24 protein-coding genes and 1 other RNA gene are annotated in these 24,980 nt (G+C 65.6%); 5 read left to right on the plus strand and 20 right to left on the minus strand.

Translation table 11 applies throughout. The features are described from left to right. Positions 1-5: 5 nt before the first annotated feature. The 19 genes from NUH88_RS16960 to rnpB all read right to left on the minus strand — a co-directional run bounded on the left by NUH88_RS16960 (position 6) and on the right by rnpB (position 21,282). On the minus strand, positions 6-839 hold the full coding sequence (locus NUH88_RS16960) for an outer membrane protein assembly factor BamD (RefSeq protein ID WP_257767584.1): 834 nt from the start codon (positions 837-839) through the stop codon (positions 6-8). 121 nt (positions 840-960) lie between these two features. Beyond that, positions 961-1,875 (minus strand): UDP-3-O-acyl-N-acetylglucosamine deacetylase, encoded by a 915-nt coding sequence (lpxC, locus tag NUH88_RS16965; protein ID WP_257767585.1) that lies wholly within the window; start codon positions 1,873-1,875, stop codon positions 961-963. 180 nt (positions 1,876-2,055) lie between these two features. Then, complete coding sequence (ftsZ, locus tag NUH88_RS16970) at positions 2,056-3,672, minus strand: cell division protein FtsZ (RefSeq protein WP_257767586.1); 1,617 nt, start codon at positions 3,670-3,672, stop codon at positions 2,056-2,058. 188 nt (positions 3,673-3,860) lie between these two features. Further along, a complete protein-coding gene (gene ftsA, locus NUH88_RS16975; protein WP_257767587.1) occupies positions 3,861-5,159 on the minus strand; it encodes a cell division protein FtsA in 1,299 nt (432 codons plus the stop codon). Then, positions 5,159-6,031, minus strand: coding sequence for a cell division protein FtsQ/DivIB (locus NUH88_RS16980; RefSeq protein WP_257767588.1), 873 nt, complete (start codon positions 6,029-6,031; stop codon positions 5,159-5,161). The genes ftsA and NUH88_RS16980 overlap by 1 nt, the downstream gene beginning before the upstream one ends. Then, complete coding sequence (locus tag NUH88_RS16985; protein WP_257767589.1) at positions 6,019-6,936, minus strand: D-alanine--D-alanine ligase; 918 nt, start codon at positions 6,934-6,936, stop codon at positions 6,019-6,021. The genes NUH88_RS16980 and NUH88_RS16985 overlap by 13 nt, the downstream gene beginning before the upstream one ends. Next, entirely contained in the window at positions 6,933-7,871 is a 939-nt protein-coding gene (gene murB, locus NUH88_RS16990) for a UDP-N-acetylmuramate dehydrogenase (protein ID WP_372743571.1), read from the minus strand. The genes NUH88_RS16985 and murB overlap by 4 nt, the downstream gene beginning before the upstream one ends. Positions 7,872-7,873: 2 nt before the next feature. Next, positions 7,874-9,319, minus strand: a complete 1,446-nt coding sequence (murC, locus tag NUH88_RS16995) for a UDP-N-acetylmuramate--L-alanine ligase (protein ID WP_257767591.1) — start codon at positions 9,317-9,319, stop codon at positions 7,874-7,876. Next, positions 9,316-10,452, minus strand: a complete 1,137-nt coding sequence (gene murG, locus NUH88_RS17000; RefSeq protein ID WP_257767592.1) for an undecaprenyldiphospho-muramoylpentapeptide beta-N-acetylglucosaminyltransferase — start codon at positions 10,450-10,452, stop codon at positions 9,316-9,318. Before murG ends, murC begins: the two co-directional genes overlap by 4 nt. Beyond that, positions 10,452-11,576: an FtsW/RodA/SpoVE family cell cycle protein gene (locus NUH88_RS17005; protein ID WP_257767593.1), complete on the minus strand. Its 1,125-nt coding sequence runs from the start codon at positions 11,574-11,576 to the stop codon at positions 10,452-10,454. Before NUH88_RS17005 ends, murG begins: the two co-directional genes overlap by 1 nt. Beyond that, positions 11,573-12,961, minus strand: a complete 1,389-nt coding sequence (gene murD / locus NUH88_RS17010) for a UDP-N-acetylmuramoyl-L-alanine--D-glutamate ligase (protein ID WP_257767594.1) — start codon at positions 12,959-12,961, stop codon at positions 11,573-11,575. Before murD ends, NUH88_RS17005 begins: the two co-directional genes overlap by 4 nt. Positions 12,962-12,963: 2 nt before the next feature. Further along, positions 12,964-14,052, minus strand: a complete 1,089-nt coding sequence (gene mraY, locus NUH88_RS17015) for a phospho-N-acetylmuramoyl-pentapeptide-transferase (RefSeq protein WP_257767595.1) — start codon at positions 14,050-14,052, stop codon at positions 12,964-12,966. 8 nt (positions 14,053-14,060) lie between these two features. Then, a complete protein-coding gene (locus tag NUH88_RS17020) occupies positions 14,061-15,494 on the minus strand; it encodes a UDP-N-acetylmuramoyl-tripeptide--D-alanyl-D-alanine ligase (RefSeq protein WP_257767596.1) in 1,434 nt (477 codons plus the stop codon). Beyond that, positions 15,491-16,984, minus strand: coding sequence for a UDP-N-acetylmuramoyl-L-alanyl-D-glutamate--2,6-diaminopimelate ligase (locus NUH88_RS17025; RefSeq protein WP_308220070.1), 1,494 nt, complete (start codon positions 16,982-16,984; stop codon positions 15,491-15,493). The genes NUH88_RS17020 and NUH88_RS17025 overlap by 4 nt, the downstream gene beginning before the upstream one ends. Beyond that, entirely contained in the window at positions 16,971-18,707 is a 1,737-nt protein-coding gene (locus NUH88_RS17030; protein WP_257767597.1) for a peptidoglycan D,D-transpeptidase FtsI family protein, read from the minus strand. Before NUH88_RS17030 ends, NUH88_RS17025 begins: the two co-directional genes overlap by 14 nt. Further along, entirely contained in the window at positions 18,704-19,075 is a 372-nt protein-coding gene (gene ftsL, locus NUH88_RS17035) for a cell division protein FtsL (RefSeq protein WP_257767598.1), read from the minus strand. Before ftsL ends, NUH88_RS17030 begins: the two co-directional genes overlap by 4 nt. Then, entirely contained in the window at positions 19,075-20,043 is a 969-nt protein-coding gene (gene rsmH / locus NUH88_RS17040; protein ID WP_257767599.1) for a 16S rRNA (cytosine(1402)-N(4))-methyltransferase RsmH, read from the minus strand. The genes ftsL and rsmH overlap by 1 nt, the downstream gene beginning before the upstream one ends. Next, the gene (gene mraZ, locus NUH88_RS17045; RefSeq protein ID WP_257767600.1) at positions 20,040-20,501 is read right to left on the minus strand and encodes a division/cell wall cluster transcriptional repressor MraZ; all 462 of its coding nucleotides are present in this window, start codon (positions 20,499-20,501) and stop codon (positions 20,040-20,042) included. Before mraZ ends, rsmH begins: the two co-directional genes overlap by 4 nt. A 390-nt stretch (positions 20,502-20,891) precedes the next feature. After that, positions 20,892-21,282: RNase P RNA component class A (gene rnpB / locus NUH88_RS17050), an RNA gene on the minus strand. 162 nt (positions 21,283-21,444) lie between these two features. Here rnpB and NUH88_RS17055 point away from each other — a divergent pair. The 5 genes from NUH88_RS17055 to NUH88_RS17075 all read left to right on the plus strand — a co-directional run bounded on the left by NUH88_RS17055 (position 21,445) and on the right by NUH88_RS17075 (position 23,925). After that, a complete protein-coding gene (locus tag NUH88_RS17055) occupies positions 21,445-21,876 on the plus strand; it encodes a ketosteroid isomerase-related protein (RefSeq protein WP_257767601.1) in 432 nt (143 codons plus the stop codon). 84 nt (positions 21,877-21,960) lie between these two features. Further along, entirely contained in the window at positions 21,961-22,416 is a 456-nt protein-coding gene (locus tag NUH88_RS17060) for a nuclear transport factor 2 family protein (RefSeq protein ID WP_257767602.1), read from the plus strand. Next, complete coding sequence (locus tag NUH88_RS17065) at positions 22,400-22,999, plus strand: GNAT family N-acetyltransferase (RefSeq protein ID WP_257767603.1); 600 nt, start codon at positions 22,400-22,402, stop codon at positions 22,997-22,999. Before NUH88_RS17060 ends, NUH88_RS17065 begins: the two co-directional genes overlap by 17 nt. Beyond that, on the plus strand, positions 22,996-23,142 hold the full coding sequence (locus tag NUH88_RS17070; RefSeq protein ID WP_257767604.1) for a hypothetical protein: 147 nt from the start codon (positions 22,996-22,998) through the stop codon (positions 23,140-23,142). The genes NUH88_RS17065 and NUH88_RS17070 overlap by 4 nt, the downstream gene beginning before the upstream one ends. Positions 23,143-23,148: 6 nt before the next feature. After that, on the plus strand, positions 23,149-23,925 hold the full coding sequence (locus tag NUH88_RS17075) for a carbon-nitrogen hydrolase family protein (RefSeq protein WP_257767605.1): 777 nt from the start codon (positions 23,149-23,151) through the stop codon (positions 23,923-23,925). On the opposite strand, the gene NUH88_RS17080 is transcribed toward NUH88_RS17075, so the two are convergent. After that, positions 23,922-24,923, minus strand: coding sequence for a DMT family transporter (locus NUH88_RS17080; protein ID WP_257767606.1), 1,002 nt, complete (start codon positions 24,921-24,923; stop codon positions 23,922-23,924). The genes NUH88_RS17075 and NUH88_RS17080 overlap by 4 nt on opposite strands. Positions 24,924-24,980: the final 57 nt, after the last annotated feature.

A 24,980-nucleotide genomic window follows, 5' to 3' on the forward strand; every position in this document is an offset into this window, starting at 1 on the left:
TTATGTCAGAAAACCCAGAGCCCGAGGCCGAGAAGTCCTTCGCCGCTGCCGGTCCCGCGATTGGCGCCGGTGGTCATCAGGGCGTAGCTGTCCTGATACCACTCGCTGCCCGGATAGTTGTGTCCGAGCACGGCCGCGGTCCGTTCCGCCTGCTCGTGCAGCCCGAGCGCCGCGTAGGCCTCCGTCAGCCGGTGCAGGGCTTCTGGCACCTGATCGGTGGTGTCGTAATTCTCCACCACGCGCTTGAAGCGGTTTATCGCCGCGAGATACTGGCCCTGGCGCAGATAGAAACGGCCGATCTCCATTTCCTTGCCGGCAAGGTGGTTCCGGGTCAGGTCGATCTTGAGCAAAGCGTCGCGGGAATATTTGCTCCCCGGGAAACGCTGCACGAGTTCCTGCAGTGTTTCCATCGCGTTCCGGGTCAGCTTCTGGTCACGGCCGACATCGACGATCTGCTCGTAGTAGCAGAGGCCCTTCAGGTAATAGGCATAATCGACATTCGCGTTGCTCGGGTTGAGCTGGATGAATCGGTCGAGCGCGCCGATGGCCTCGTCATACTTATTGCTCTGGTATTGCGAGTAGGCCGCCATCAGCTGCGCCTGAGTGGCCCAGACTGAATAGGGGTGTTGCCGTTCGACTTCGTCGAACAGAGGGGCGGCCTTCTTGTAGTCGCCCTCAAGCGCGGTATCGACAGCCTCGTTATAAAGCTCTTCGACGGGCCGCTCGACATATTCGAGCTTCGGCTCGTCCGAGCTGCAGGCCGTAAGGGCGAGAGCGCCGGCCACCAATGCGAGGCTTTTCGCCCGCAGCGGGCCCAGACCTCCAAACGCGAACTTCATCGGATTTCCCCGGACATGTGCCCTTAGAAAATACGGTCCCGGAGCGTTCGAGCCAAGAGGCTTGCCTTCGGCGGACAACGGTCCGCGGAAACGCTCCGTCCAGACTGATCGGATAGAGGAATTAAGCCGTCGCGGCAAGCAGCGGATGGTCGTGGTCGGCCGCCGCCATCTCCGGCGTCATCTCAACCAGTTCCCAGGCGCTTTCGTCTGCGAACAGGGCCCGGAGCAGCTTGTTGTTGAACAGGTGCCCGGATTTCGAGGCATCGACGCGGCCGAGAATCGGCGCTCCGGCGAGATAGAGGTCGCCAACGCAATCAAGGATCTTGTGGCGTACGAACTCATCCTGAAAGCGCAGGCCGCCCTCGTTGAGGATCTTGTCGCCGTCGACGATCACGACATTGTCAAGATTGCCGCCGCGGCCGAGACCTGCCGCGCGCAGCCGGTCGATATCCTGCATGAAACCGAAGGTCCGCGCGCCGCTGATCTTCTCGTTGAAGGTGCCGTTGACCAGCTTCACGTCGAGTTGCTTCTCGGTGATCGCCGGGCTGTCGAACTCGATCTCGAAGTTAACCGAGAAGTGATCGTCCGGAGTCAGTTCGATCCGCCGCCGGTCGTCGGCGGCCGTGACAGGCTTCAGCACGCGGATCGCCTTGCGGGGAGCGTCGAGCTTCGCCACGCCGGCGCATTCGATTAGAAGCACGAAAGGCTCGGATGAGCCGTCCATGATCGGGACTTCCGGGCCGTCGATTTCGATCAGGGCGTTGTCGATGCGGCAGCCGGCGAGCGCCGCCATCAGGTGCTCGACCGTGGAAACAGAGACGCCGTCGCCGTTCTGCAGCCGGGTGCACATGGTCGCATCATGGACCATGTCCCAGCGCGCCGGGACGAGCGGGTTCTTGTCGGAAATGTCGGTACGCTTGAAGACGATGCCGTGATCGGACCCGGCCGGGTGCAGGGTCATCACGCAGTCCACACCGCCGTGCAACCCGACGCCCGTGCATGAAATGCTCGTCTTCAAGGTCTGTTGCGAAATCACGTACGATGCTCCTGCTTGCTACCCCGGAAATGCTCGTGTTTTGCGGGCAAATTCAAAACGGAGTTGCGCTAAATAATTAAGGCCCCAGAAGATGTATCAATATCCCCTGGGGCCCTCAAATCACTCTTTGTGTCTGAATGTTACGCCGTAAATGTCTGATTTAACGGCGTAAAATCCAGGTTAGTTAGCCTGCCGGCGAAGGAAGGCCGGGATGTCCAGAAGGTCGTCGTCCTGACGGGACGGCGCGACCCTTTCCGACTGGTCGAGAACGCCGAGCCGGGCCTGTTTCGGCTCGGAGGCATTGACGTCCACAAAGCGCTGCGGGCGGTCGTCCTGAGCCGGTTCCGGAGCCTTCTTGCTGCCGATGCCGGTCATCCGGGTGAACAGGCTCGGAGCCTTGTCGGCACTGTCTTCGCGGCCTCCGGCATTGGCCATCGCGGCGGCCTGGAACGGATCCGGCTCGCTGCTGGCCTTGGTTTCCGGAACCGCCGGCGGCGGTGCGATGAAGCTGTCGCCGGCTTTCGGTTCGGCCGCCGCCTGCTCCTCCGCCTCGATCGTGCTCTTTGCCGCGTCGGCCTTTGTCTGGGCTTCCAGAGCCGCCTCGTCGAGCTCCATCTCGCCGATCACGAGGGTGTTTCCGGCAACATGGACGGTCTCGGTCGTGGCGGAGATCGCCGGAATGTCGCCTGCCGGCGCGCTCGGAGCGGGAGTGGCGGAGGCGACCGCCGCGGCCGGAGCAGGGGCCGGGTCGGCAGACGGCTTCGGCATCGGAGCGGCCTTCGCCTTGGTCGGAACCACGGTCAGCGGCGGGCGCTTGGCAGCCATGCCCTCGGCGGCGATGCCGGTGGCGACCACGGAGACCCGCATGGTGCCTTCCATCTTCTCGTCGAAGGTCGAGCCGAAGATGATATTGGCTTCCGGATCGACTTCCTCGCGGATGCGGTTGGCGGCTTCGTCGACCTCGAACAGGGTCATGTCCATGCCGCCGGTGATGTTGATCAGCACGCCGCGGGCACCTTTCATCGTGGTGTCCTCGAGCAGCGGGTTGTTGATCGCGGCCTCGGCGGCGTCGACCGCGCGTTTTTCGCCGCTGGCCTCGCCGGTGCCCATCATGGCCTTGCCCATTTCGCTCATCACCGTCCGGATGTCGGCGAAGTCGAGATTGATGAGGCCCGGCATGATCATCAGGTCGGTCACGCCGCGGACACCGGAATGCAGCACGTCGTCGGCCATGTTGAAGGCGTCGGCGAAGGTCGTCTTCTCGTTCGCCACCCGGAACAGGTTCTGGTTCGGGATGATGATCAGCGTGTCGACATACTGGGTCAGTTCCTCGATCGCCTGGTCGGCGATCCGCATCCGATGCTGGCCTTCGAAGTGGAACGGCTTGGTCACCACGCCGACGGTCAGGATGCCCTGCTCGCGGGCGGCCTGCGCGATCACGGGAGCGGCGCCGGAACCGGTGCCGCCGCCCATGCCGGCGGTGATAAAGACCATGTTGCTTTCGCCGAGATTGTCCATGATCTCGGCGATGGTTTCTTCAGCGGCGGCGCGGCCGACATCCGGCCGGGAGCCGGCGCCGAGGCCCTGAGTGACGGTGCCGCCGAGCTGGATCGTGCGGTCTGCGAGCGACTGTTTCAGGGCCTGGCTGTCGGTGTTCGTGACGATGAACTCGACGCCTTCCAGGTTCGAGCGGATCATGTTGTTCACGGCGTTGCCGCCGGCGCCGCCGACGCCGACCACGCTGATCCGGGGCTTCAGTTCGTTGTCTTCGTTGGGGACGGAGATGTTGATGGTCATGGGGGTGGCCTCCTGTTCTCGCGTTTAGAGGGTGCTCTGGGGGATGCGTGCCTCAAGCACGCGGGTCTTTGGCCTTTCGGCCGGGGTCGGTGAACTTTCTGTCACTGGGTAGGCATGGCGCGGCTGTACGGCCGCTCCTGTCGGGTTCGGGCCGGCATGCGCGGTAGGGTGGAACCGGGTCTCGATCATCAGAAGTTCTCCCTCAGCCAGGAGCCGACGCGGCCGAACAGGCCGCCTCCGGTCTCCCTGTTGGCGACGTGGCCCAGACGGGACGCGTCGAGTGCCGGATCGGCGGCATAGGCCAGCAGACCGGCGCTCGTCGCGAAGGCCGGACCGCTGGCGACATCCGCCAGCCCGTTGACCCGGATCGGCCGGCCCAGTCGGACCTGCTTGTCCAGGATCTCCTGCGCCAGATCCCGGAGACCCGGCATCTGGCTGGCGCCGCCCGTGATCACCACGCGGCGGCCGGCGACCTTGTCGAAACCGCTCGCTTCCAGGCGGCCTCGGACAAGTTCGAAGGTTTCCTCCAGGCGCGGATGGATGATCCGGATCAGGAGGGATTTCGGGACATGGTTCGGATGGGTGTCGTCCTGCTCGCCGACCAGCGGCACGTCGATCACCTCGCGCTCGTCGAGGCTCGACGGGATGGCGCTGCCGTAGAGCGTCTTAAGGCGCTCGGCCTCGTGCACCGGGGTGGCGAGGCCGCGGGCGATGTCGCTGGTGATGTGGGCGCCGCCGACCGGCACGCAGTCGGTATAGATCACGCTGCCGTCGAAAAAGACCGCCATGGTCGTGGTTCCGCCGCCCATATCGATCACGGTGACGCCGAGATCGCGCTCGTCCTCGACCAGACAGGCGAGGCCCGAGGCATAGGGCGAGACCACGAAGGCCTCGACGCCGAGATGGCAGCGCTCGATCACGCTGGCGATATTGCGCACCGCGCTGGAGGCGGCCGTGACCATGTGCATGGAGGCGCCGAGACGGTCGCCGCACATGCCGCGCGGGTCGCGAATTCCGCGGCTGCCGTCGATGGAGTAGCCGACCGGGATGGAGTGGATGAGCTGGCGGTCGGCCTCGACCTCAAGTTTCTGCCACTGGCTGAGGATCCGGCGCATGTCGGTGTCGCCGACCTCCTGGCCGCCGATGGCAACCTCGACGCCGACGGTCTGGGAATGGGGGTAACCGCCGGAGAGATTGACGAAGACCCGTTGGATCGTCTCGTCCGCCATCTTCTCCGCCGCATGGACAGCGGCGCGGATACATTCCTCGGCCTCGGCCATGTCGATCACCGTGCCGCTGCGGATCCCGCGTGCGACCTGGTGCCCGATGCCGGTCACCCGGATACCCGGAAGCTGCTGCGCGCCTTCGCCCGGCGCGACCCGCACGCCACCCTCGCCGAGCCGCGCGATCAGGCAGCAGATCTTGGTCGACCCGATATCGAGGATCGCGACGGTGCCGGTGCGCGGCTTGGCCAGACCTTTGCGCATCAGGTGTCCTTCCCGGGGTTGCGGAGACGGCTGGAGATGTCGGGCGCGACGCGGACGACGAGCTGGTTCGGCAGCCGCAGGTCGATGGCGACGACGTCGCGGTCGAGCACGTGATGGTCGCGCTGCAGCTGAGCGAGATGGGACCAGGCCTTGCCCGGCGCGCGTTCCGGCAGCTCGATGTCGACGCCGGTATCGAGGCGGACAGTCCAGCGCCGCTCGCCGATCCAGGTGACCGCGCGCACACGGCGGTTCAGGTCCGGCTCGCGGGCGAGCAGAGTGAGGAAGGAGCGCGCCCGCTCCGGGGCATCCTCGCCGATGACGATCGGCAGGTCCGCGAAGCGCCGGGGGTTCTGGCCCGGAACCTCGACGCCGAGATCGTCGATCAGGGTCAGCTCACCGCTGCGCTGCCAGAGCGCGAGCGGAGTGCGCTCCTCGAGGCGGACGAAGAGGGTATCTGGCAGGCGGCGCTCGATAGTCGCCGTGCGCACCCACGGCAGGGCATCGACGCGGGCTTTCAGCGCATCGAGATCGACTGCGAGGATCGCTGTGCCGCGGTCGGTGGCGATGGCGCCGACCAGCTGGCTGCGTTCGGTACGGTAGCGGCCCTCGACCAGGATGTCGGAAACGACGAGGCCGAACTCGTTGGAGAGCGCCACGCCGGTCTCGTCGATCGCGGCCGCGAGCTGGCCGACGGCGCCGGTGCGGGCCGCGTGCCAACCAGTGCCGGCGACGATCGCGGTCAGCGCGGCGAAGCCGGTGCCGATCAGCACCTGCCGCATGCGGCGGGCGGAAAGCCTCGGGCGCCGGGTCTGGCGCCGCTTGGCGGCAGTCTTCTTGCCTTTGCTGCTCTTGGCCGTGCTCAGTAGTCGCATCGCGCGTCCTCCACCAGCTTGGCGCAAAGCGCCGGGAAATTCATGCCGCGCAGGGCGGCCTGCTCCGGAACGAGAGACGTCGGCGTCATGCCCGGTTGCGTGTTCACCTCAAGCAGGTAAAGGCCGTCCGGCCCGACATCGCCCGCCGTATCGTCGAACCGCAGATCGGCCCGGCTGACGCCACGGCAACCGAGCGCGGAATGGGCCTTCTCGGCCATTTCCAGTGCTTTTTCGGTGACAGCCTTCGGCAGTTCGGCCGGCAGGATGTGGATCGATCCGCCGTCTGCGTACTTGGCGTCGTAGTCGTAGAAGCCGTGCTCGGAGGTGATCTCGGTGACGGCGAGAGCGGCGCCGTCGAGCACCGCCACGGTCAGCTCGCGGCCAGCGATGAACTTCTCTTCCAGCACCATGTCGCCGAACGGCCAGTCCTGCTCGGTCGGCCGGTAATTGTCGCCCGGACGCACGATATGGACGCCGAGGCTGGAGCCCTGGTCGATGGGTTTCAGGACGTAAGGGCGTTTCAGCGCCTCGCGCTCCAGCGCTTCTTCTCGGGACCGCACGACCCCGACCGGGCACTTGATGCCGGCGCGGGCGAAGAGCTCCTTGGCGCGGGGCTTGTCCATCGCGATGGCGGAGGCTTCGACGCCGGAATGGGTGTAGGGGATCTCCATGATGTTAAGGAGACCCTGGATATTGCCGTCCTCGCCGATGCGGCCGTGCAGGGCGTTGAAGCAGACATCGGGCTTCAGCTCGGCGAGGCGGAACGGGATCTGACGGTCGACATCAACCTCGGTCACCCGGTAACCGGCGTCGCGCAGGGCCTTGGCGCATTCATGCCCGCTGGAGAGGGAGACCTCGCGCTCGGCGGACCAGCCGCCCATCAGAACCGCGACATGCTTGCTCATGCGCTCTCTCCCTGCCTGTTGAGCCCGATGCGCCGGATCTCCCAGCGGAGTTCGACTCCGCTCGCGTCTTTCACCCGGCGACGGACCGTCTCGCCCAAAGTCTCGATGTCGGACGCTGTCGCGGTGCCGGTATTGATCAGGAAGTTGCAGTGTTGCTCCGAGACCATCGCACCGCCGACGCGCAGACCGCGGCAGCCGGCCGCGTCGATCAGCTGCCAGGCCTTGCCGCCGTCCGGGTTGGCGAAGGTGCTGCCGCCGGTGCGCTCGCGGATCGGCTGGCTGCTCTCGCGGGCCTGCTTGATCTCTTCCATGGCGCGGGCGATCTCTTCCTTGTCTCCGGCCGGGGCGAGGAAGGTTGCGGCGGTGAAAATCCAGTCCGCGGGGGCGTCCGTGTGACGGTAGGACATGCCGAGCGTGCCAGCGGGCACGCGGCGAAGGATTCCGTCGCCGGTCACCAGTTCGGCGGAGAACAGGACGTCTTTGAATTCGTGACCGTAGGCGCCGGCGTTCATGCGCAGCCCGCCGCCGATGCTGCCCGGGATCCCGGACATGAAGGCGAGTCCGTCCCGGCCTTCGGCAAGCGCGGCCTTGGCAAGGTTGAGGTCGAGCACGGCGGCGCCGGCGGTCACCATGTCTGCACCGAAGCTGATCTGGTTGAAACCGCGGCCGAGCCGTACGACGACGCCCGGAATGCCGCCGTCGCGGATGAGCAGGTTCGAGGTGACGCCGATCACCGTCACCGGCACGTCGGCCGGTTTGCCGCGCAGGAAGGCGGCAAGGTCCTCGGCATCTTCAGGGCGGAACACCACTTCGGCCGGACCGCCGACCCGGAACCAGGTCTGCTGCGAGAGATCCACATTCTCCTGGTACCGCCCGCGCACCTCGGGCAGGCGCTGGATCAGGGGCATGTTGTCGTTGGAGCGGAGTGCGGCCATGGTCATTGCCCCTCCTTTCCGGCAACGCGCTTGGCGCCGCCCACCAGCGGTTTGAGCTGCGTCGGCAGGGCCTGCGCCCAATTGGTGATGCTGCCGGCGCCAAGGCAGACGACCATGTCGCCCGGTTCCGCGATTCCGGCGACGATCCCGGCCAGTTCGGCGGGATCGTTCAGCGCGTAGACGTGGCGGTGGCCGCGGGCCCGGAGGCCGGAGGCGAGGCTGTCACGGTCGGCACCTTCGATTGGCTCCTCGCCGGCGGAATAGACATCCGCGACGATCACGCCGTCGGCGTCGTTGAAACAGGCACAGAAATCCTCAAACAGGTCGTGCAGGCGGGAGTAGCGGTGCGGCTGCACGACGGCATAGACCCGTCCTTCCGGGCAGGCGGAGCGCGCGGCGGAGAGCACGGCGGAGATCTCGACCGGGTGATGGCCGTAATCGTCGATCACCGTGATGCCGCCGGTCTCGCCGGTCTTGGTGAAGCGCCGCTTCACGCCGCTGAAACCGGCGAGCGCCTTGGCGATCAGCTCATCGCTCAGATCCATCTCGAGGCCGATGGCGATCGCGGCGAGCGCGTTCGAAACATTGTGCTTGCCGTACATCGGCAGCTCGAGACCTTCGAGCGTGCGCTCGCTGTCATGCAGGCGGTCGGCGATCACCACGTCGAATTTCGCGCCGGAAGGGGTGATCTCCAGGTTCACGGCGCGGATGTCGGCCTGCGGCGAGAAGCCGTAGGTGATAATGCGACGGTCGGCGACGCGCGGGATCAGCTTCTGCACCGTCGGGTGGTCGATGCACATGGTCGCGAAACCGTAGAATGGGATGTTCGCGACGAACGCCCGGAAGGCTTCCTGAAGGCGGTCGAAATCGCCATGGAAGTCGAGATGCTCGGGATCGATATTGGTGACGACGGCGATGGTCGCGGGCAGGCGATTGAAGCTGCCGTCGCTCTCGTCCGCTTCGACCACCATCCAGTCGCCGGAGCCGAGCCGGGCATTGGTGCCGTAGGCATTGATGATGCCGCCATTGATCACCGTCGGATCGAGCCCGGCGGTGTCCAGCATGGCGGCGACAAGAGAGGTCGTCGTGGTCTTGCCGTGGGTGCCGGCACAGGCGATGGACCATTTCAGCCGCATCAGCTCGCCGAGCATTTCCGCGCGATGGACGACAGGCAGCATGCGCTCGCGCGCGGCCAGCAGTTCCGGGTTGTCCGGCTTGATCGCGGTCGAGATGACGACGATGGAGGCGTCCTCGATATTCGCGGCCTCCTGGCCGACGAAGACCTTGATGCCAAGCTCCTTCAGGCGGCGCACGTTCGGATTTTCCGCGATGTCGCTGCCCTGCACGGAATAGCCGAGATTGTGCAGTACCTCGGCAATGCCGGACATACCGATCCCGCCGATGCCGGTGAAGTGCATGGTTCCGATGCTGAGCGGCATCTCTCTCATGCGGCGCATCCTTGTTGCGGGTTCGAATTGGCGACGGCGAGGGCCGGCGCGGTGGCGATCACGAGGTCGGCGAGGCGGTCGGCGGCATCCGGCGTGCCGAGGTCGCGTGCCGCGGCGGCGGCGCGGTTTAGCCGGTCCGGCGCCTTCAGGAGGCCGAGCAGGGCGCCCGCCAGTTTCGGCGAGGTGAACTCATCCGGCTCCGGCATCATCCAGGCGGCATTGCCGGCCTCGACGGCGCGGGCATTGGCGGTTTGATGGTCGTCGGCCGCGCTCGGATACGGCACCAGGATCGCCGGGCGGCCGAGGGTGGTGAGCTCGGCGATAGTGGATGCGCCGGAGCGTGCGATGACGAGATCGGCCGAGGCCATGCGGTCCGGCAGGTCGTCGAAGAAGGCGCGGATATCGGCGGCGACGCCGAGGCGCTGGTATTCGCCTTTCACCCGCTCGATATCCTCGGCCCGGCTCTGCTGCGTGATGCGGAGGCGGGCGCGGAGATCTTCCGGCAACTCGGCGATGGCGGCCGGAACGACTGTGGAGAACACGGTCGCGCCCTGGCTGCCGCCGAAGACCAGCAGGTTGAGCGGACCGTTCGTATCGACACGGCGCTCGCCGCGCAGCGCAAGGACGTTCTCGCGCACGGGATTGCCGGTGAAATGACATTTCCCGGCCTCGTGTTCCGAGAGGTTGGTCATCTCGTGGAACGAGGTCGCGATTTTCGTCGCGTGCCCGGCGAGGAACCGGTTGGCGCGGCCGAGCACGGCGTTCTGTTCGTGCAATATGACGGGGAGGCCGAGGAAAGCCGCGGCGCGCACGGTCGGAACAGAGGGATAGCCGCCGAACCCGACGGCAATGCCGGCGCCGAGGCTTTTCATATGGACGGCGGCCTGCAGCGCGCCGATGCCGAGTTCGGCGATCGCCTTCACCTTGCCGACGGCGCCGCCCCTGCTCGGGCTGGCGGCACGGATGCGGCGCACCGCGATATCCGGGTTCTCGCCCTCGTAGCGGCCGCCGCGATCGTCGGTGACGAGCGCGACGCGGATACCGCGCGCGACCAGCGCCTGGCCGAGGGAGAGGGCCGGGAAGATGTGCCCGCCGGTACCGCCGGCGGCGAGAATGACGGTCTTGCCGGCCATCAGAGCGCCTCCATCCGGCCGGCGCGGCTGCGGGTCAGCGCCAGCATGAGGCCCATGCCGAGCGCGAGCGCGAGCAGCGACGAGCCGCCATAGCTGATGAAGGGAAGCGTCATGCCTTTCGCCGGCATGAGCTGCAGGGCCGACGCCATATGGATCAGCGCCTGGAGGCCGAATTGTGCGAGCAGGCCCGCGCCCGCAAGCAGGACGAAGAGGCTCTGTTCCGCAAAGAGGCGTGCGAAGCCGCGCAGCACGACGAAACCGAAGAGCGCGATCAGCAGCAGACAGACAATGGCACCGAACTCCTCCCCGGTGACCGAGAAGACGAAGTCCGCATGGGCGTCCGGCAGATAGGCCTTCACCTGACCCTCGCCGGGACCGGTGCCGAGCAGGCCGCCATTGCGGAAGGCCTCCAGCGAGCGCTCGACCTGATAGCTGTCACCGGCCGAGGGATCGAGGAAGCGGTTGATCCGGTCGTTCACGTGCGGCAGCAGGAAATAGGCCGCGACCAGACCGCCCGCGCCAAGCAGCAGGGCGCCGCCGACAAGCATCATCGGCAGGCCGGCGAGGAAGAACTGGCCGAACCAGACCAGCGAGACCACGACGGTCTGCCCGAGATCCGGCTGCATCAGCAGCAGGGAGACGACAAGGCCGTAGAGGCCCATCGCGACCCACTGGCCGGGGAATCCTGTTTCCTTGCGCCACTCGGCGAACATCCAGGCGGAGACCACTGCGAAGCAGGGTTTCAGGAACTCGGAGGCCTGCAGCGAGAAGCCGCCGATGCTGAGCCAGCGCTTGGCTCCCTTGATTTCCGGACCGAAGAGCAGGGTCAGGACCATCAGGCCGATGCAGCCGATGAAGCCGATCACCGCGGCGCGGCGAACCTGCAGCGGACTCAGCAGCGAGCAGGCTAAGAGCATGGTGGCCGCGACCGGCAGCAGCATCAGCTGGCGGCGCACGAAATGGTAGCTGTCGAGGCCGATCCGTTCGGCGACCGCCGGGCTGGCGGCGAATATCATCAGCGCGCCGAACAGGATGATGAGCAGCAGGGCGCCGGCGGTCCAGCGGTCCACGGTCCACCACCAGCGGCCGAGAATGCTCGTATCGGTGCGGGCGATCGTGCTCATGATCGCGCCTCCCCGCTGTCGTCAATCTCGGTCAGGCGCAGGACCTGATCGCGGAAACGGTCGCCGCGCTGTTCGAAACTGTCGAATTGGTCGAATGAGGCGGCGGCCGGGGACAGCAGCAACGTGGCGCCGGGCAGATGCTCTTTCTTCGCGAGCGAATGCGCCGCGTCGACCGCCTTGTCGAGCGTGCCGCATTCGGAATGCGGGACGGCTTTGCCCAAGGTCTCGCCGAAGCTCTTCGCACTCTCGCCGATCAGGAACGCGTGGCGGATCCGAGCGAAATAGGGCTTCAACGGCGTGATCCCGCCTTCCTTGGCCCGTCCGCCGGCAATCCAATAGATCGGCTCGTAGCAGCCGAGGGCACGCTCCGAGGCGTCGGCGTTGGTCGCTTTGCTGTCGTTTACGTAGCGGATTCCGTCGCGTTCGGTCACCAGCTCCTGACGGTGCGCGAGGCCAGGGAAGCTGAACATGGCTTCCGCGATCACGGCAGCGTCGACGCCGGCGGCGCGGCAGGCGGCAAAGGCAGCGGCGGCGTTCTGGTGGTTGTGGTCACCCGGAAGGGTCTTGGCCGGCACGAGGCTGAGGACGGGATTGCCGCAGGCGACGAGCGAGGAGCCGGAATAGCGGAGATCGGCTGCGGCGTTGTCCTTGCCGGAGATCCGGATCAGCTTCGGCGCCTGCGTCTCCAATTTGTCTGCAATCGCAGCCGCGTCGGCATCGTCGATTCCGACGATGGCGGTATCCTCAGCGCCCTGCTTCGCGAAGATCCGCGTTTTCGCTTCGATATAGCCCTTGAGGCCGCCGTGGCGATCGAGGTGATCCGGAGAGATATTCAGCAGGATCGCGATCTCGGGTGCGAGCGAGGGCGTCAGCTCAAGCTGATAGGAACTGAGTTCGAGGATATAGGTGCCGTCCGCGCCGAGCGGCTCGAAGGAGAGCACCGGCGTGCCGAGATTGCCACCGACCTGCGACCGTTTGCCCGCTGTCTCGAAGATGTGTCCGATCAGCGCCGTAGTTGTCGACTTGCCGTTGGTTCCGGTGATTGCGACGATATTTGCGTCCGGGCATTCCGCGAGCAGAAGTTCGACATCGCCGATGATGGGGACGCCCGCTTCCTCGGCTGCCGCGGCCGCCGGATGCGGTTCGGGATGGGTGTGTGGGATGCCGGGGCTCAGCACGAGATAGTCGAACTCGGCCCAGTCGACGCTTTCCGGGGCAGCGACGATGGCGTCGCGCCGGCCCGCGCTCGCGCGCCGTTCCGCGCGGTCGTCCCAGGCGGTGACATGGGCGCCGCCCTCGACCAGCGCCTCGACCGTGGCGAGGCCGCTGAGGCCGAGGCCCATCACGAAGATGCGTTTTCCGGATTTGCTGTGGCAGGGGATCATGTCTACCTCAGCTTCAGGGTGGAAAGGCCGATCAGCGCCAGAATGACGGCGATGATCCAGAACCGGATGACGACGGTCGGCTCCGCCCAGCCCTTCTTCTCGAAGTGATGGTGCAGCGGCGCCATGCGGAAGACGCGCTTGCCGGTCAATTTGAAGGAGGCGACCTGAACGATGACGGAGACGGTCTCCAGCACGAAGAGCCCGCCGATGATGGCGAGCACAAGCTCGTGCTTGGTGACGATGGAGATGGTGCCGAGCGCGCCGCCGAGGGACAGCGAGCCTGTATCGCCCATGAAGACCATGGCCGGCGGGGCGTTGAACCAGAGGAAGCCGAGACCGGCGCCGAGCAGGGCGCCGCAGAACACCGCGAGTTCACCGGTGCCGGGCACGTGGTTGATCTGCAGGTAGTTGGCGAACACCGCGTTGCCGGTGAGGTAGGCGATCAGGGCGAAGCAGAGGCCGGCGATCATCACCGGCACGATCGCGAGTCCGTCAAGCCCGTCGGTCAGGTTCACAGCGTTCGAGGCGCCGACCATGACGAAGATCGCGAAAGGCGCGAAGAACCAGCCGAGGTCGATCAGCACGTCCTTGAAGAACGGTACCGCGAGGCCGTTGGCGATGCCTGCCGGCATCGCATCCTGCACCATCAGCACGGCGAGCAGGGAGATCGCGATCTGCCCGAGCAGCTTCAACTTGCCGGGCAGGCCTTTCGTGTTGCGCTTGGTCAGCTTCAGGAAATCGTCGGCAAAGCCAAGCAGGCCAAAGCCGCCGGTGACAAGCAGCACCGCCCAGATGAAGCTGTTGCCGAGATCGGCCCAGAGCAGGGTGGAGATAGAGAGCGCGATCAGGATCAGCAGGCCGCCCATGGTCGGCGTGCCTTTCTTGGTCAGCAGATGGCTCTCCGGTCCGTCCTCGCGGATCGGCTGCCCCTCGCGCTGCTTGCTGCGCAGCCAGTCGATGAGCCACGGCCCCAGCACGAAGCCGATCAGGAGCGCGGTCATGATGGCGCCGCCGGTCCGGAAAGTGAGATAGCGGAACAGGTTGAAGATCTGGAATTCGTCGGCGAGCGGAACGAGGAGATGATACAGCATGGCGCGGCCTAGCCTCCGTAGGCCGCGTTGCGCGGCGCAGTCTTCTGGTTTTCCGGGAGCGCGCGGATCGCCGCCACGATCGGGGCCATGCCCATGCCGAGAGAGCCCTTGACCAGAACCACATCGCCGTCTTCGAGCTCGGCGGCCACCATCGGCGCGACCTCTTCGGCGGTTGCGCCATGGCCTCCGACCAGCATCGGCGGCAGGTTGCGGATCATCTGGTCCATCATCGGGCCGACGGTGAAAACCAGATCCGCGGAACCGCAGACCTTGGCCAGCAGGTCGAGATGGAGGAATTCGGCGCGGTCGCCGAGTTCCAGCATATCGCCAAGCACCGCGATGCGGCGTCCGGCGCCCTTCGGTTTGGTCATCGACAGCACGTCGAGTGCGGCGGTGACGGAAGCTGGGCTCGCATTGTAGCTTTCGTCGATCAGCAACAGGCTGGCGTCGTCGAACGCGATCTCTTCCTGCTTGCCGCGGCCCGCCTTCGCGCTCACCTCGCGGATGGCCCGCGCTGCTTTCTGAAGATCGAGCCCGAGCGCATGGATGCAGGCCAGCACGCCGACCGAGTTGAAGGCCCAGTGCATGCCTATGCCGTCGATCCGGTAGACCAGCTGCCGGCCCTCGACGCGGACCACGATGTTGGAACCCTCCGGGCCGCATTCGGCACCGATCAGGCGCACGTCGGCGTCCTCGCTGCGCCCAAAACTGACGATCCGTGCGCCGGTGGCCTCCGCGCGCTCCGCGCAGAAATAGAAATGCGCATTGTCGCGATTGAGTACCGCGAGGCCTTCGTCTTCCTTCAGGCCCTCGAAAATCTCGGACTTGGCTTCCGCGATCTGCTCGACATCGCGGAAATGCCCGATATGGGTTTCCTCGACATTGGTGATGATCGTGAGATCCGGGCGCACCAGCCGGGTCAGCTCCGAGATCTCGCCGAGATGGTTCATGCCGAGTTCGAGAACGGCGTAGTCGGCCGTCTGCGGCAGGCGCGCGAGGCTCAGCGGCGCACCGATGTGATTGTTCAGGTTGCCGGCGCTCGCATGCACCTCGCCGAAGACGGAGAGGGCGGCGGCGAGGGAATCCTTCGTGCCGGTCTTGCCGACGCTGCCGGTCACCGCGAGCACCGTCGCACCGGTCCGCGCCCGCGCGGCGGCCGCAATATCGCGAAGACCGCCGAGAACGTCCTCGACCTCAAGCAGCGGGGCGTTTGCTTCCAGTCCGGCCGGAATACGGCCGACCAGAGCGGCGGCTGCACCGGCCTCCAGCGCGGCGCCGACGAAGTCATGCCCATCGACGCGCTCGCCGGGGAGCGCGACGAACAGGCAGCCGGGCGTCACCTTGCGGCTGTCTATGACAAGGTCCGCAATCTCGAAGGCCGGGCCGTGAAGGGTGCCGCGCGTCGCCCGCTTCAGCTCGTCCGATGTCCAGAGAGCGGTCATCGGTCTTCCCCCAGAAGAGCTGTAGCGATAGCGCGCGCGGCGTCTCTGTCGTCGAAGTCCCGGGTCTCGGTTCCGACGATCTGGTAGGTTTCGTGGCCCTTTCCGGCGATGATCAGCGCGTCCTGCGGGCCGAGGGCGCGGATCGCGGTCTCGATCGCCGTCGCGCGGTCGCCGATTTCGGCGGCACCGGGGCAGGTAGCCATGATTTCAGAACGAATTCTGTCCGGGTTTTCGGTGCGCGGGTTGTCATCCGTCACATAGACGTGGTCGGCGAGTTCGGCGGCGGTCCGGCCCATGATCGGGCGCTTGCCCGTGTCCCGGTCGCCGCCGCAGCCGAAAACGACATGCAATTCGCCCTCGACATGCGGGCGGATCGCCTTGAGGACGGTTTCGAGTGCCTCAGCTTTGTGAGCGTAGTCGACGAAGATCGGCGCGCCGTTCGGGTGCTGCGCGGCGAGTTCCATTCGACCCCGGACACCTTCAAGCGTCGGTAGAATAGCGATCACTTCTCGCAGATCGGCGCCGGCTGCGACAGTTATGGCGGTCGCGGCGAGGACGTTCATCGCCTGGAACGCGCCGATCAGCGGCAGGTCGACAGAATGCTCAAGGCCCTGGTGGACGATCGTAAGCCGTTGCCCCGTCTGGGTCGGTGCCCAGTCGGTGATGCGGAAGTCGGAGCCGCATTTGCGACCGAAAGTGAGAACGCGAATGCCTCGCTCGGCCGCGATTTCGGCAAGTTCCGCCGATTGCGGTGCGTCGGCGCAGAGCACGGCGGTGCCGTCCGCCTGAAGGACCCGCTCGAACAGTCCGGCCTTGGCTTTCAGGTAGTCGGCCATGGTGCGGTGGTAGTCGAGATGCTCGTGGCTGAGGTTGAGGAATGCCGCGACATTCACTTTCACGCCGTCGAGGCGGAACTGGTCGAGCCCGTGGCTGGAGGCTTCCATCGCGAGATGATCGATGCCGCCGTCGGCGAGACCGGCGAGCGCAGCGTGGAGCGCCACCGGGTCCGGCGTTGTCAGACCGGGGCCTTCGGAGCCTGTCTCGGTGGTGATGCCGAGGGTGCCGAGGCTGGCGCTCTTCTCGCCGAGCGCGGCCCAGATGCGGCGGACGAACTCGACGGTTGACGTTTTGCCGCTTGTGCCGGTCACGGCAGCGACCGTTTCCGGCTGGCGGCCATAGAATCGTGCGGCCATCACGGCAAGCCGACGGCGCGGATTATCGTCCGAGATCAGGGTGATATCTGTTTCGACGGGATCGGTGTCGTTTTCCGCCAACACGGCGACCGCGCCGCGGCGAACCGCGTCAGTAATGAACTTGCGCCCGTCGAGATTGCTGCCGGCAAGTGCCGCAAACAGATAGCCCGGCTTCACGTCCCTGCTGTCGGCGGTGAGTCCCGCGATATCGCGCTCAAGCGCGCCGGAGGCCGCCAGGGCGGCGGTCCGGGGATCGCGGCGGGTCAGGTCGCCGTTTATCAGTTCAGAAAGACGCAAGTGCTTTTTTCCCTTTGGCTTGCGGGATCTTGACCATGAGAGCGCGGCGAATTTCGGGCGCGTCCTCGTCGACCGGCGCCACATTCAGCAGCGGAGCGGCGCGTTCGACGATCCGCTTGACCGCCGGCGCGGCGACCCAGCCGCCGGTGGCGTAGCCGAAGCTGCTCTTGTTGCCTTTCGGTTCGTCCACCATCGCCAGCACCACGTAGCGCGGCTGGTTGACCGGGAAGACGCCGACGAAGGAGGAGAGCAGGGCCTTGCGGCGATAGGCGCCGCCCTGGCCCGGTTTTTCCGCCGTGCCTGTCTTGCCGCCGACGAGATAGCCTTCGGCCGCGGCATTGCGGCCGGTGCCGTTTTCCACCACCAGGCGCAGCAGGCGCCGGACGGCGTGTGAGGTCTTTTCCTTGATGATCCGCTCGCCGACCAGAAGCTCGTCGCTTTCGCGGCGAAGCAGGGTCGCGGGGCGGTGAATGCCACCATTGACCATGGCCGCGACCCCGTTCGCCAGATGCACCGGACTGACCGCGATGCCGTGGCCGAAGGAAATCGTCATGGTGTTGATCGGACGCCAGGGGTTCGGCGCCATCGGATGGCCGCGTTCCGGCAGTTCAATGGCGGATGCCTTCATGAAGCCGAGCTTTTCCATGAAGGCGCGCTGGCGTTCGCCACCCACGTCCATGGCCATCTTCACCGACCCGACATTGGACGAGTACATGAAGATCTCCGGCACCGAGAGCCAGCGGTTCTTGGCGTGATAGTCGCTTATGGTGAAGCGCGCGATCCGGATCGGCTTGCTCGCGTCGTAACCGCCCGAAAGCGAAGTGGTGCCGTAATCGAGCGCCATCGCGGTGTTAAAGATCTTGAAGGTCGAACCCATCTCGTAAACGCCGAGAGAGGCGCGATTGAAGATCGCGTTGTCGGAGATCTTGTCCCGCCGGTTCGGATCGAAATCCGGTAGCGAGACCATGGCGACGATTTCCGAGGTATCGGTGTCGAGCACGATCCCGGCCGCGCCGATGCCGTCAAATGCGTCGATCTGGGTCTGCAATTCCTCGCGCAGGATATGCTGCACGCGAAGATCGACCGAGAGGCGGAGCGGCTCGGAGCCGTCGCGCAGCAAGGTATCGTGGGACCGCTCGATACCGGAGAGGCCAACATCGTCGAACCCGGCGCGGCCGACGATATGGGCAGTGAGCCGGCCTTGCGGGTAGATGCGCTTGCTCTCGCGCTGGAAATAGAGTCCCGGCACGCCGAGCTTGTTCACGTCATACTGCTGGCGCGGGGTCAGGTTGCGCTTCAGCCAGACGAACCGCTTGTCGGAAGCGAGTTTCGACAGAAGCTCTGTTTGGTCGAGATCCGGCAGGACGGTGCGGATCTTTTCCGCGGCCGAGGCCGGATCCATGATGAATTTCGGGTCTGCATAGAGCGATGGGACGCTGAGCGTCGTCGCCAGCAGCATGCCGTTACGGTCCACGATGTCGGCGCGACCGGTCTTGTGTGTGAGGCTGCCGCTCTCCTGAGCCAGGTTCGGTTCGGCGCCGCGGTCGAACACGGAGACGTCGACCACCCTAGCAGCGATCACGCTGAAGGCGAGCGCGAAGACCGAGCCGGCGATCAGCAGCCGGGTGCGGCCCTGTTCCAGAGCCTGCTTGCCGGAGCCTTCGATCCGCACGGTCTTTTCCGGCTTCGGTATGTCGTCCATGTCGATCCGGGTATGGGTCATTGGCGTGCTCCGAGCGAGACGGGCCGGGCCATTGGCAGAACCACGCCGCCGGCATGGGCGGCCTCCGTCACCGGGGTCTCGCCATCGCCGTTCAGCGGCTGCGGCAGCATGTCGAGAGTCGCGCGCTGCAGGCGGTCCGCCGGACGCTCCTCGCTGAGTTCACGCACAAGGCGCTCAAGCCGCTCCGGTCGGTTGAGGTAGCTCCATTCGGCTTTCAGGACCTGGATGGCTTCCTGATTCGCCAGGATTTCGGTATGCAGCGCGTTGAGCCGATCCTCGCGCTCCTGCACCTCGTGCTTGACGAGGAAGAGCGTGATCCCGGCGCAGGTTGCAAGGACGAGCCAAAGGGCGGTGGAGCGACGCACCATTATGCGGCCTCCCTGTCGTCCCAGGCCGGCGCGTCGGTGCGCTCGGCGACGCGCAGACGCGCGGAACGGGCCCGCGGATTGCGCTTCTCCTCTTCCGCGCCGGGGCCGATCGGCTTGCGCGTGATCTCGACGAAGCTTGGCGCCGGACCGGTCGCACCGGTGTCCGGAACATGGCGGGACGGTCGCGCGGTCTTGCCGGCACGCGTGCGGATGAAGGTCTTCACCCGGCGGTCTTCCAGGCTGTGGAAGGAAACGACGGCAAGACGGCCGCCCGGACGGAGGACCCGCTCGGCCGCGGCGAGCCCCCGGTCGAGTTCTCCGAGCTCGTCGTTCACATGGATGCGCAGGGCCTGGAAAGTCCGGGTCGCGGGATCGATCGTGTCCTTGCCCCGGGCGCGCGGCACCACTCCCCGGACGATCTCAGCAAGCTGGGACGTCCGGACAATGGCGCCGCTGGTCCGTGCCAGGACGATGGCTTTGGCGATGCGGCGGGAATGCCGCTCTTCGCCGAGCCGGTAGATCAGGTTGGCGAGATTCTGTTCGCTCTCGTTGTTCACGACATCCGCGGCGCTCGGCCCGGATTGTTCCATGCGCATGTCGAGCGGGCCGTCCTCCCGGAAGGAAAAGCCGCGTGCCGCCTCGTCGATCTGCGGCGAGGAGACGCCGATATCGAGCGCGACGCCGTCGACGTGGGCGATGCCGGCTTCCTGCAGCAACGTGTCCATGTCGCCGAAGCGGCCTTCGATCAGGGTCAGGCGATCGCCGAAACGCTCGATCAGTGGCTTGCCGCGCGCGATGGCATCGGGGTCGCGGTCGATCGCGACGACCTTGCAGTCGGCGGTCTCCAGGATCGCGGTCGTATAGCCGCCCGCGCCGAAGGTGCCGTCGAGAAAGATCTTGCCGTCTTCGATTTTCAGGGCGTCGACGACCTCGTCGCGGAGCACGGGAATATGGACCGTGCCGCTCATTTGTCGCTCCCGCGCCCGGCCATGGGCAGGGTGATGCCGCGATCGCGGGCGCGCTTGCGCTTCTCGTCCCGGTGCGCCGCGTAGGCGTTCGGCTCCCAGAGCTGAAAGGATTTGCCAAGGCCGACGAACATGATGGTGTCGGAGATGCCCGCATAATCGAGCAGGTCCTTCGGCATCATCACCCGGCCATCGCCGTCGATGGTGAGCTGACGGGCGTCGGCGAGAATGGTCTGCAGGTCCTCGGCCTCCTCGGAGAAGGCGTCGAGCCGGTCGATGGAGTCGACCATTTCCTGGATGCGTTCGTCGCCGCAGCCGTCGATGCAGGGATGTTTGAAGGACGGGTAGAGGATCAGGCCGGAGGAAGCCTGCCGTTCGAGGACGCTGCGAAAAGATGCCGGAACGGACACACGGCCCTTCCGGTCAACCTTGTTCGCAAATGTGGACAGAAAGACTGCCACGACATCCCCCGTTTCATATCCGGCCTCCCGCGTCCGGAAAGCCGTTCAACCCAAAACCCATTCGGTCCGGTGCCGGTGAAGCCCATGGGGTGGATATGGGTCTGGCACGGTCCCTTATGGGATACTATGGGATATCATGGGACAAAGTGGAGCGCAATGGGAATAAGCTGGGAAGCCGCGGTATTCGCAGCGTTTTTCTTGTGATTTTTGAAGGTCTTGAAATTAAGTGGCAGATCTCGCGGATCGGTTGCGTCTTCGTGGGAAAAAAGCGCGACGTGGAAGACTTGATTTTTTCCGTGACGAGTATTTGTTCTTGTTTTGTTCTTGCGTGAGCCGACTTGCGATCTGTGAGAAAACTCTCACCGCGGGAAGATCGGCTATCTCGAAATCGGGATCAGGCGGTCTGTAAGCCGGGTTCTGTCCAGTGCCCGAAAGCACCTGTATGGCCATTCCTCTGGGACGATCGTTGCCGACCGCCTCGCGCGACCTACCCGGATGGCGATGCGTAAACCCATCTGCCGCCGCCTCGCGGCGCGGCCGGCCATCCCTATTTGGTCTTGCTCCCGGTGGGGTTTACCATGCCGCGTCCGTTGCCGTCCGCGCGGTGCGCTCTTACCGCACCCTTTCACCCTTGCCAGCCGGCCGAAGCGGGCAGGCGGTTTGCTTTCTGTGGCACTTTCCCTGGGGTCGCCCCCGCCGGGCGTTACCCGGCACCGTGTTTCCGTGGAGCCCGGACTTTCCTCCAGCGGTCGAAACCGCCAGCGGCCATCCGACCACCTGATCCGCGCTAGAGATAGGGGCGGGGGCTGACAAAGGTCAAGCGGCTGCGTCATAGAGGTCAAATTATGTCGCCCGGAATGGAGATGGCACGGATAGTCTGGGCGACCGTGCGATCGCCCGATGGCTGCCGGGCGGAGCGTCAACGATTTCCAGGGAACCGAATATGTCGGGAAAAACCCAGAACGCAGAGAGCGCGGAGGCGCTCGTGAAGCAATATTTCGCCGCCTTCAATGTCGGCGACGTCGACGGCATGCTTGCCTGTCTCGCGGACGATGTCGCACATGACGTGAACCAGGGCGGACGGAGGACCGGGAAGACGCAGTTCGCGGAATTCTGTGCCCACATGTCCCGCTGCTATCGGGAGAACCTGACGGACATCGCGGTGATGACCTCCTTGGACGGCGCACGGGCCTCGGCGGAGTTCACCGTCAACGGCACCTATCTTGCCGACGACGAGGGCCTGCCGCCTGCGAGCGGTCAGACCTACTGCCTGCCTGCGGGAACGTTTTTCGAGATCGCGGACGGGAAGATCGCGCGGGTGACGACCTACTACAATCTGAACGACTGGATCGGACAGGTCGGCGGCGGGCAATAGGCAACAAATCTTTGCTTTGACCTGATCGATTGTTCCAATACGGTGCCATCCAGCCAAAACGTAAGAGCTCAAGAGGCCGACGTGATGGAAGGGGACCGGGGGGGCAGGGCCGTTCTGGCGCTGATAGAGGATTTTTTTGCCGCTCTCGGTCGAAACGATATTCCCGCAATGCTTGAATGTCTTTCCGACGGGGTCATCCATGATGTGAATCAGGGGGCGCGGCGGATCGGAAAACCGCTCTTCGAAGCGCATTGCCGGCGCGTTCTGACCTGCTACCGGCAAACGCTGTCCGACCTCGTGATCATGGTTCATCCGGACGGAAGCCGCGCAGCGGCTGAATATACGGTCTCCGGTTCTTATGTCGCGACCGACGAGGGGTTTCCACCCGCAGCCGGCCAGGACTATACGCTCGCTGTCGGCGCCTTTTTCGAGATCGGCCCGGGCGGCATCACCAGGATCACGAGCCATTACAATCTGCGCGACTGGATTGCCTTGATCCTGGTCGAGGGAAAGGATCAGAAGAATGGCAGCGAGTTTTGAAAATCTGACCCCGGGCGCGCCCGGATTCGACGCTGCCGTCGGGCAAGTGGCCGAGCTCAGGATCAGGATCTTCCGCGAGTGGCCCTACCTCTATGATGGCACCGAAGACTGGGAGCGCCGCTATATCTCCAAGCTGGCGGAGGCCGAAGGGGCGGTGGTCATCGCCGCCCGCGACGGCGCCCGGATCATCGGAGTATCCACCGGGATGCCGCTGCTCTCAGAGCATGACGAATTGATTGCGCCCTTCCGGGGGTCCGCCTTTCCGCCGGAGCAGGTGTTCTACGGTGCGGAAACCGTGATGCTTCCGGAATATCGCGGCCAGGGCCTCTATCGCGGCTTCCTCGACCGCCGCCGGGAGCATGCCATCCGGCTTGGCGGTTTCCGCTGGGAGACCTTCTGCGGTGTCGTCCGGCCTGCGGACCATCCGCTCCGCGATCCGGCCATCCCGCCGCTCGACCCGGTCTGGCAGCATTTCGGTTTTCGCAAGGTCGAGGGGCTGACCACCGGCTTCTCCTGGAAGGATATCGACGAGGAGAGCGAGAGCGAGAAGCCGATGCAGTTCTGGGTCCGGGATCTCGCATGACGCGGTGCCGCCGGTTCACCGTTGCCGCCGCGCAATATGCCATCGGACGGCCGGGAAGTTTCGAGGCCTACGAGGAGCGCATCTCCGGCATTGCCGCCGCGGCGGCGGATGGCGGGGCCTCCCTGCTGCTGTTTCCCGAATAGGGCGCGATGGAACTCGCCTCGATCTTCGGCGAGGCGGTGGAGGCGGATCTGCAGGGCCAGATCTCGGCGCTCGACGATCTCGCCGGAAAGGTCGATGCGCTGCACATGGAGCTGGCGGGCAGGCATGGCCTGCACATCCTCGCCGCCTCGCTGCCGCTGCATGTGGTCGGCCGGGATCTTCCGGTGAACCGTGCGCGCCTTTTCGCCCCGAACGGCCGTAGCGGGTCTCAGGACAAGATCATCATGACCCGCTTCGAGCGCGAGGAATGGGCGGTCGGCGGCGGTGACGGACTCTCGGTCTTCGAGACCGATATCGGCTGTATCGGTGTGGCGATCTGTTACGACTGCGAGTTTCCCCTGCTGGTGCGCACCATGGTCGAAGCCGGCGCGGAGCTGATCCTGATCCCGAGCTGCACCGATACGCTGCGCGGCCACGGACGTGTCCGGGTCGGCGCAATGGCGCGGGCATTGGAGAACCAGTGCTACACGGTGGTGAGCCCGACAGTGGGAAACGCACCCTGGTCGCCGTCGGTCGATGTCAACCGGGGCGTCGCCGGGGTCTACGGGCCGCCGGATATCGGTTTTCCCGAGACCGGGATCGTCGCGGAGGGCCGGTTCGACGAGGACATGCTGCTCTTTGCCGAGATCGACCTCGATCTCGTCTCCCAGGCGCGGACCGCCGGACAGGTCCTCAATCATCTGCACTGGGTCGAGCAGCCGGGCGCCGACCTCTGGCCGATCCCGCCGGTCAGGACGGTCGATCTTCTATCCGATTTGGACTAGCGCCGGGTGGCGCCCGTGCCGCGAGGCGGGTCGCTTGCGAGCGGGCGGTTGCGCTGACGCTCCCGCAGGAAGACGAAGAGCCCCGATCCCATGATCAGGACGATGCCGATCTTGACCTCGAGCCCCGGGATCTCGCCCCATATCGCCCAGCCCCAGAAAACCGCCAGCAGCAGTCCGGTATATTCGAACGGCGCGATGATCGCGGCGTCCGCCGAGCGGTAGGCGGCGGAGAGGCAATAGGCGACGGCGGCCGAGTTGAAGCCGAGGCCGATAAAGAGCCAGAGATCCACACCCTCGGGCCAAACCCAGGCGCGCAGCAGGAAGATCAGGCTCTCGTTGTCCGTGCCCTCGGCAAAGCGCCCGTCGCCGGCAAAGATCCAGAACAGGCCCGCCACCAGCAGGAACATGGTCTGGATATAGACCGCGAGCGCGGAGGGCTTGGAGCTCATGCCGAGCTTACGGGTCATGATCTGCATGCCGGCATAGGTGATCGCGGAGACTACCGGAAGCACCAGGACCAGCCGGCTGACGCCGAGATCCTCGGGGCTCGCCCAGGGGCGCTGCATGATCACCACGCCGATGAAGCCGACAAGGACGGCGCCGAGCCGGAACGGACCGACCTTTTCCTTCAGCACCGGGATCGACATCAGGGTGATGAAAAGCGGCGCGGCGAAGAAGAGCGCGGTGGCGTCGGCCAGCGGCAGGACCGCCAGCGCCGCGAAGTAGGACATGTTGGCGATCACGACCAGCAGCCCCCGGAACGCGTGCAGCCCCGGTCGCCGCGTTTTTAGGATCTGCCAGCCGCCCTCGAACTGTACGATGACGAGACCGAAGGCGATGCCGATGGCCGAACGGGTAAAGACCATCTGGTGCAGCGGATATCCGCCCGAGAGTTGCTTGATCAGCATGTCGTTGATGGAAATCGCCAGCATCCCGACCAGGATGAGGGCGATGCCGAAGCTTGGACGGTCGATGGGGGAGGCGGCAGAGTCGGTCATGGTGCCGGGACACTACGCCCCGAAATGCCTGTTGTCTTGTCCCGATGCGCCGCCCCG

This window comes from Nisaea acidiphila, assembly GCF_024662015.1.
Taxonomy (GTDB): Bacteria; Pseudomonadota; Alphaproteobacteria; order Thalassobaculales; family Thalassobaculaceae; genus Nisaea; species Nisaea acidiphila.

Coding starts and splice junctions, on each gene's coding strand:
- NUH88_RS16960 (WP_257767584.1), bottom strand. CDS start 839: ATGAAGTTCGCGTTTGGAGGTCTGGGCCCGCTGCGGGCGAAAAGCCTC.
- ftsZ (WP_257767586.1), bottom strand. CDS start 3,672: ATGACCATCAACATCTCCGTCCCCAACGAAGACAACGAACTGAAGCCC.
- ftsA (WP_257767587.1), bottom strand. CDS start 5,159: ATGCGCAAAGGTCTGGCCAAGCCGCGCACCGGCACCGTCGCGATCCTC.
- NUH88_RS16980 (WP_257767588.1), bottom strand. CDS start 6,031: ATGCGACTACTGAGCACGGCCAAGAGCAGCAAAGGCAAGAAGACTGCC.
- NUH88_RS16985 (WP_257767589.1), bottom strand. CDS start 6,936: ATGAGCAAGCATGTCGCGGTTCTGATGGGCGGCTGGTCCGCCGAGCGC.
- murB (WP_372743571.1), bottom strand. CDS start 7,871: ATGGCCGCACTCCGCTCCAACGACAACATGCCCCTGATCCAGCGCCTG.
- murC (WP_257767591.1), bottom strand. CDS start 9,319: ATGAGAGAGATGCCGCTCAGCATCGGAACCATGCACTTCACCGGCATC.
- murG (WP_257767592.1), bottom strand. CDS start 10,452: ATGGCCGGCAAGACCGTCATTCTCGCCGCCGGCGGTACCGGCGGGCAC.
- NUH88_RS17005 (WP_257767593.1), bottom strand. CDS start 11,576: ATGAGCACGATCGCCCGCACCGATACGAGCATTCTCGGCCGCTGGTGG.
- murD (WP_257767594.1), bottom strand. CDS start 12,961: ATGATCCCCTGCCACAGCAAATCCGGAAAACGCATCTTCGTGATGGGC.
- mraY (WP_257767595.1), bottom strand. CDS start 14,052: ATGCTGTATCATCTCCTCGTTCCGCTCGCCGACGAATTCCAGATCTTC.
- NUH88_RS17020 (WP_257767596.1), bottom strand. CDS start 15,494: ATGACCGCTCTCTGGACATCGGACGAGCTGAAGCGGGCGACGCGCGGC.
- NUH88_RS17030 (WP_257767597.1), bottom strand. CDS start 18,707: ATGACCCATACCCGGATCGACATGGACGACATACCGAAGCCGGAAAAG.
- ftsL (WP_257767598.1), bottom strand. CDS start 19,075: ATGGTGCGTCGCTCCACCGCCCTTTGGCTCGTCCTTGCAACCTGCGCC.
- rsmH (WP_257767599.1), bottom strand. CDS start 20,043: ATGAGCGGCACGGTCCATATTCCCGTGCTCCGCGACGAGGTCGTCGAC.
- NUH88_RS17055 (WP_257767601.1), top strand. CDS start 21,445: ATGTCGGGAAAAACCCAGAACGCAGAGAGCGCGGAGGCGCTCGTGAAG.
- NUH88_RS17060 (WP_257767602.1), top strand. CDS start 21,961: ATGGAAGGGGACCGGGGGGGCAGGGCCGTTCTGGCGCTGATAGAGGAT.
- NUH88_RS17065 (WP_257767603.1), top strand. CDS start 22,400: ATGGCAGCGAGTTTTGAAAATCTGACCCCGGGCGCGCCCGGATTCGAC.
- NUH88_RS17070 (WP_257767604.1), top strand. CDS start 22,996: ATGACGCGGTGCCGCCGGTTCACCGTTGCCGCCGCGCAATATGCCATC.
- NUH88_RS17075 (WP_257767605.1), top strand. CDS start 23,149: ATGGAACTCGCCTCGATCTTCGGCGAGGCGGTGGAGGCGGATCTGCAG.
- NUH88_RS17080 (WP_257767606.1), bottom strand. CDS start 24,923: ATGACCGACTCTGCCGCCTCCCCCATCGACCGTCCAAGCTTCGGCATC.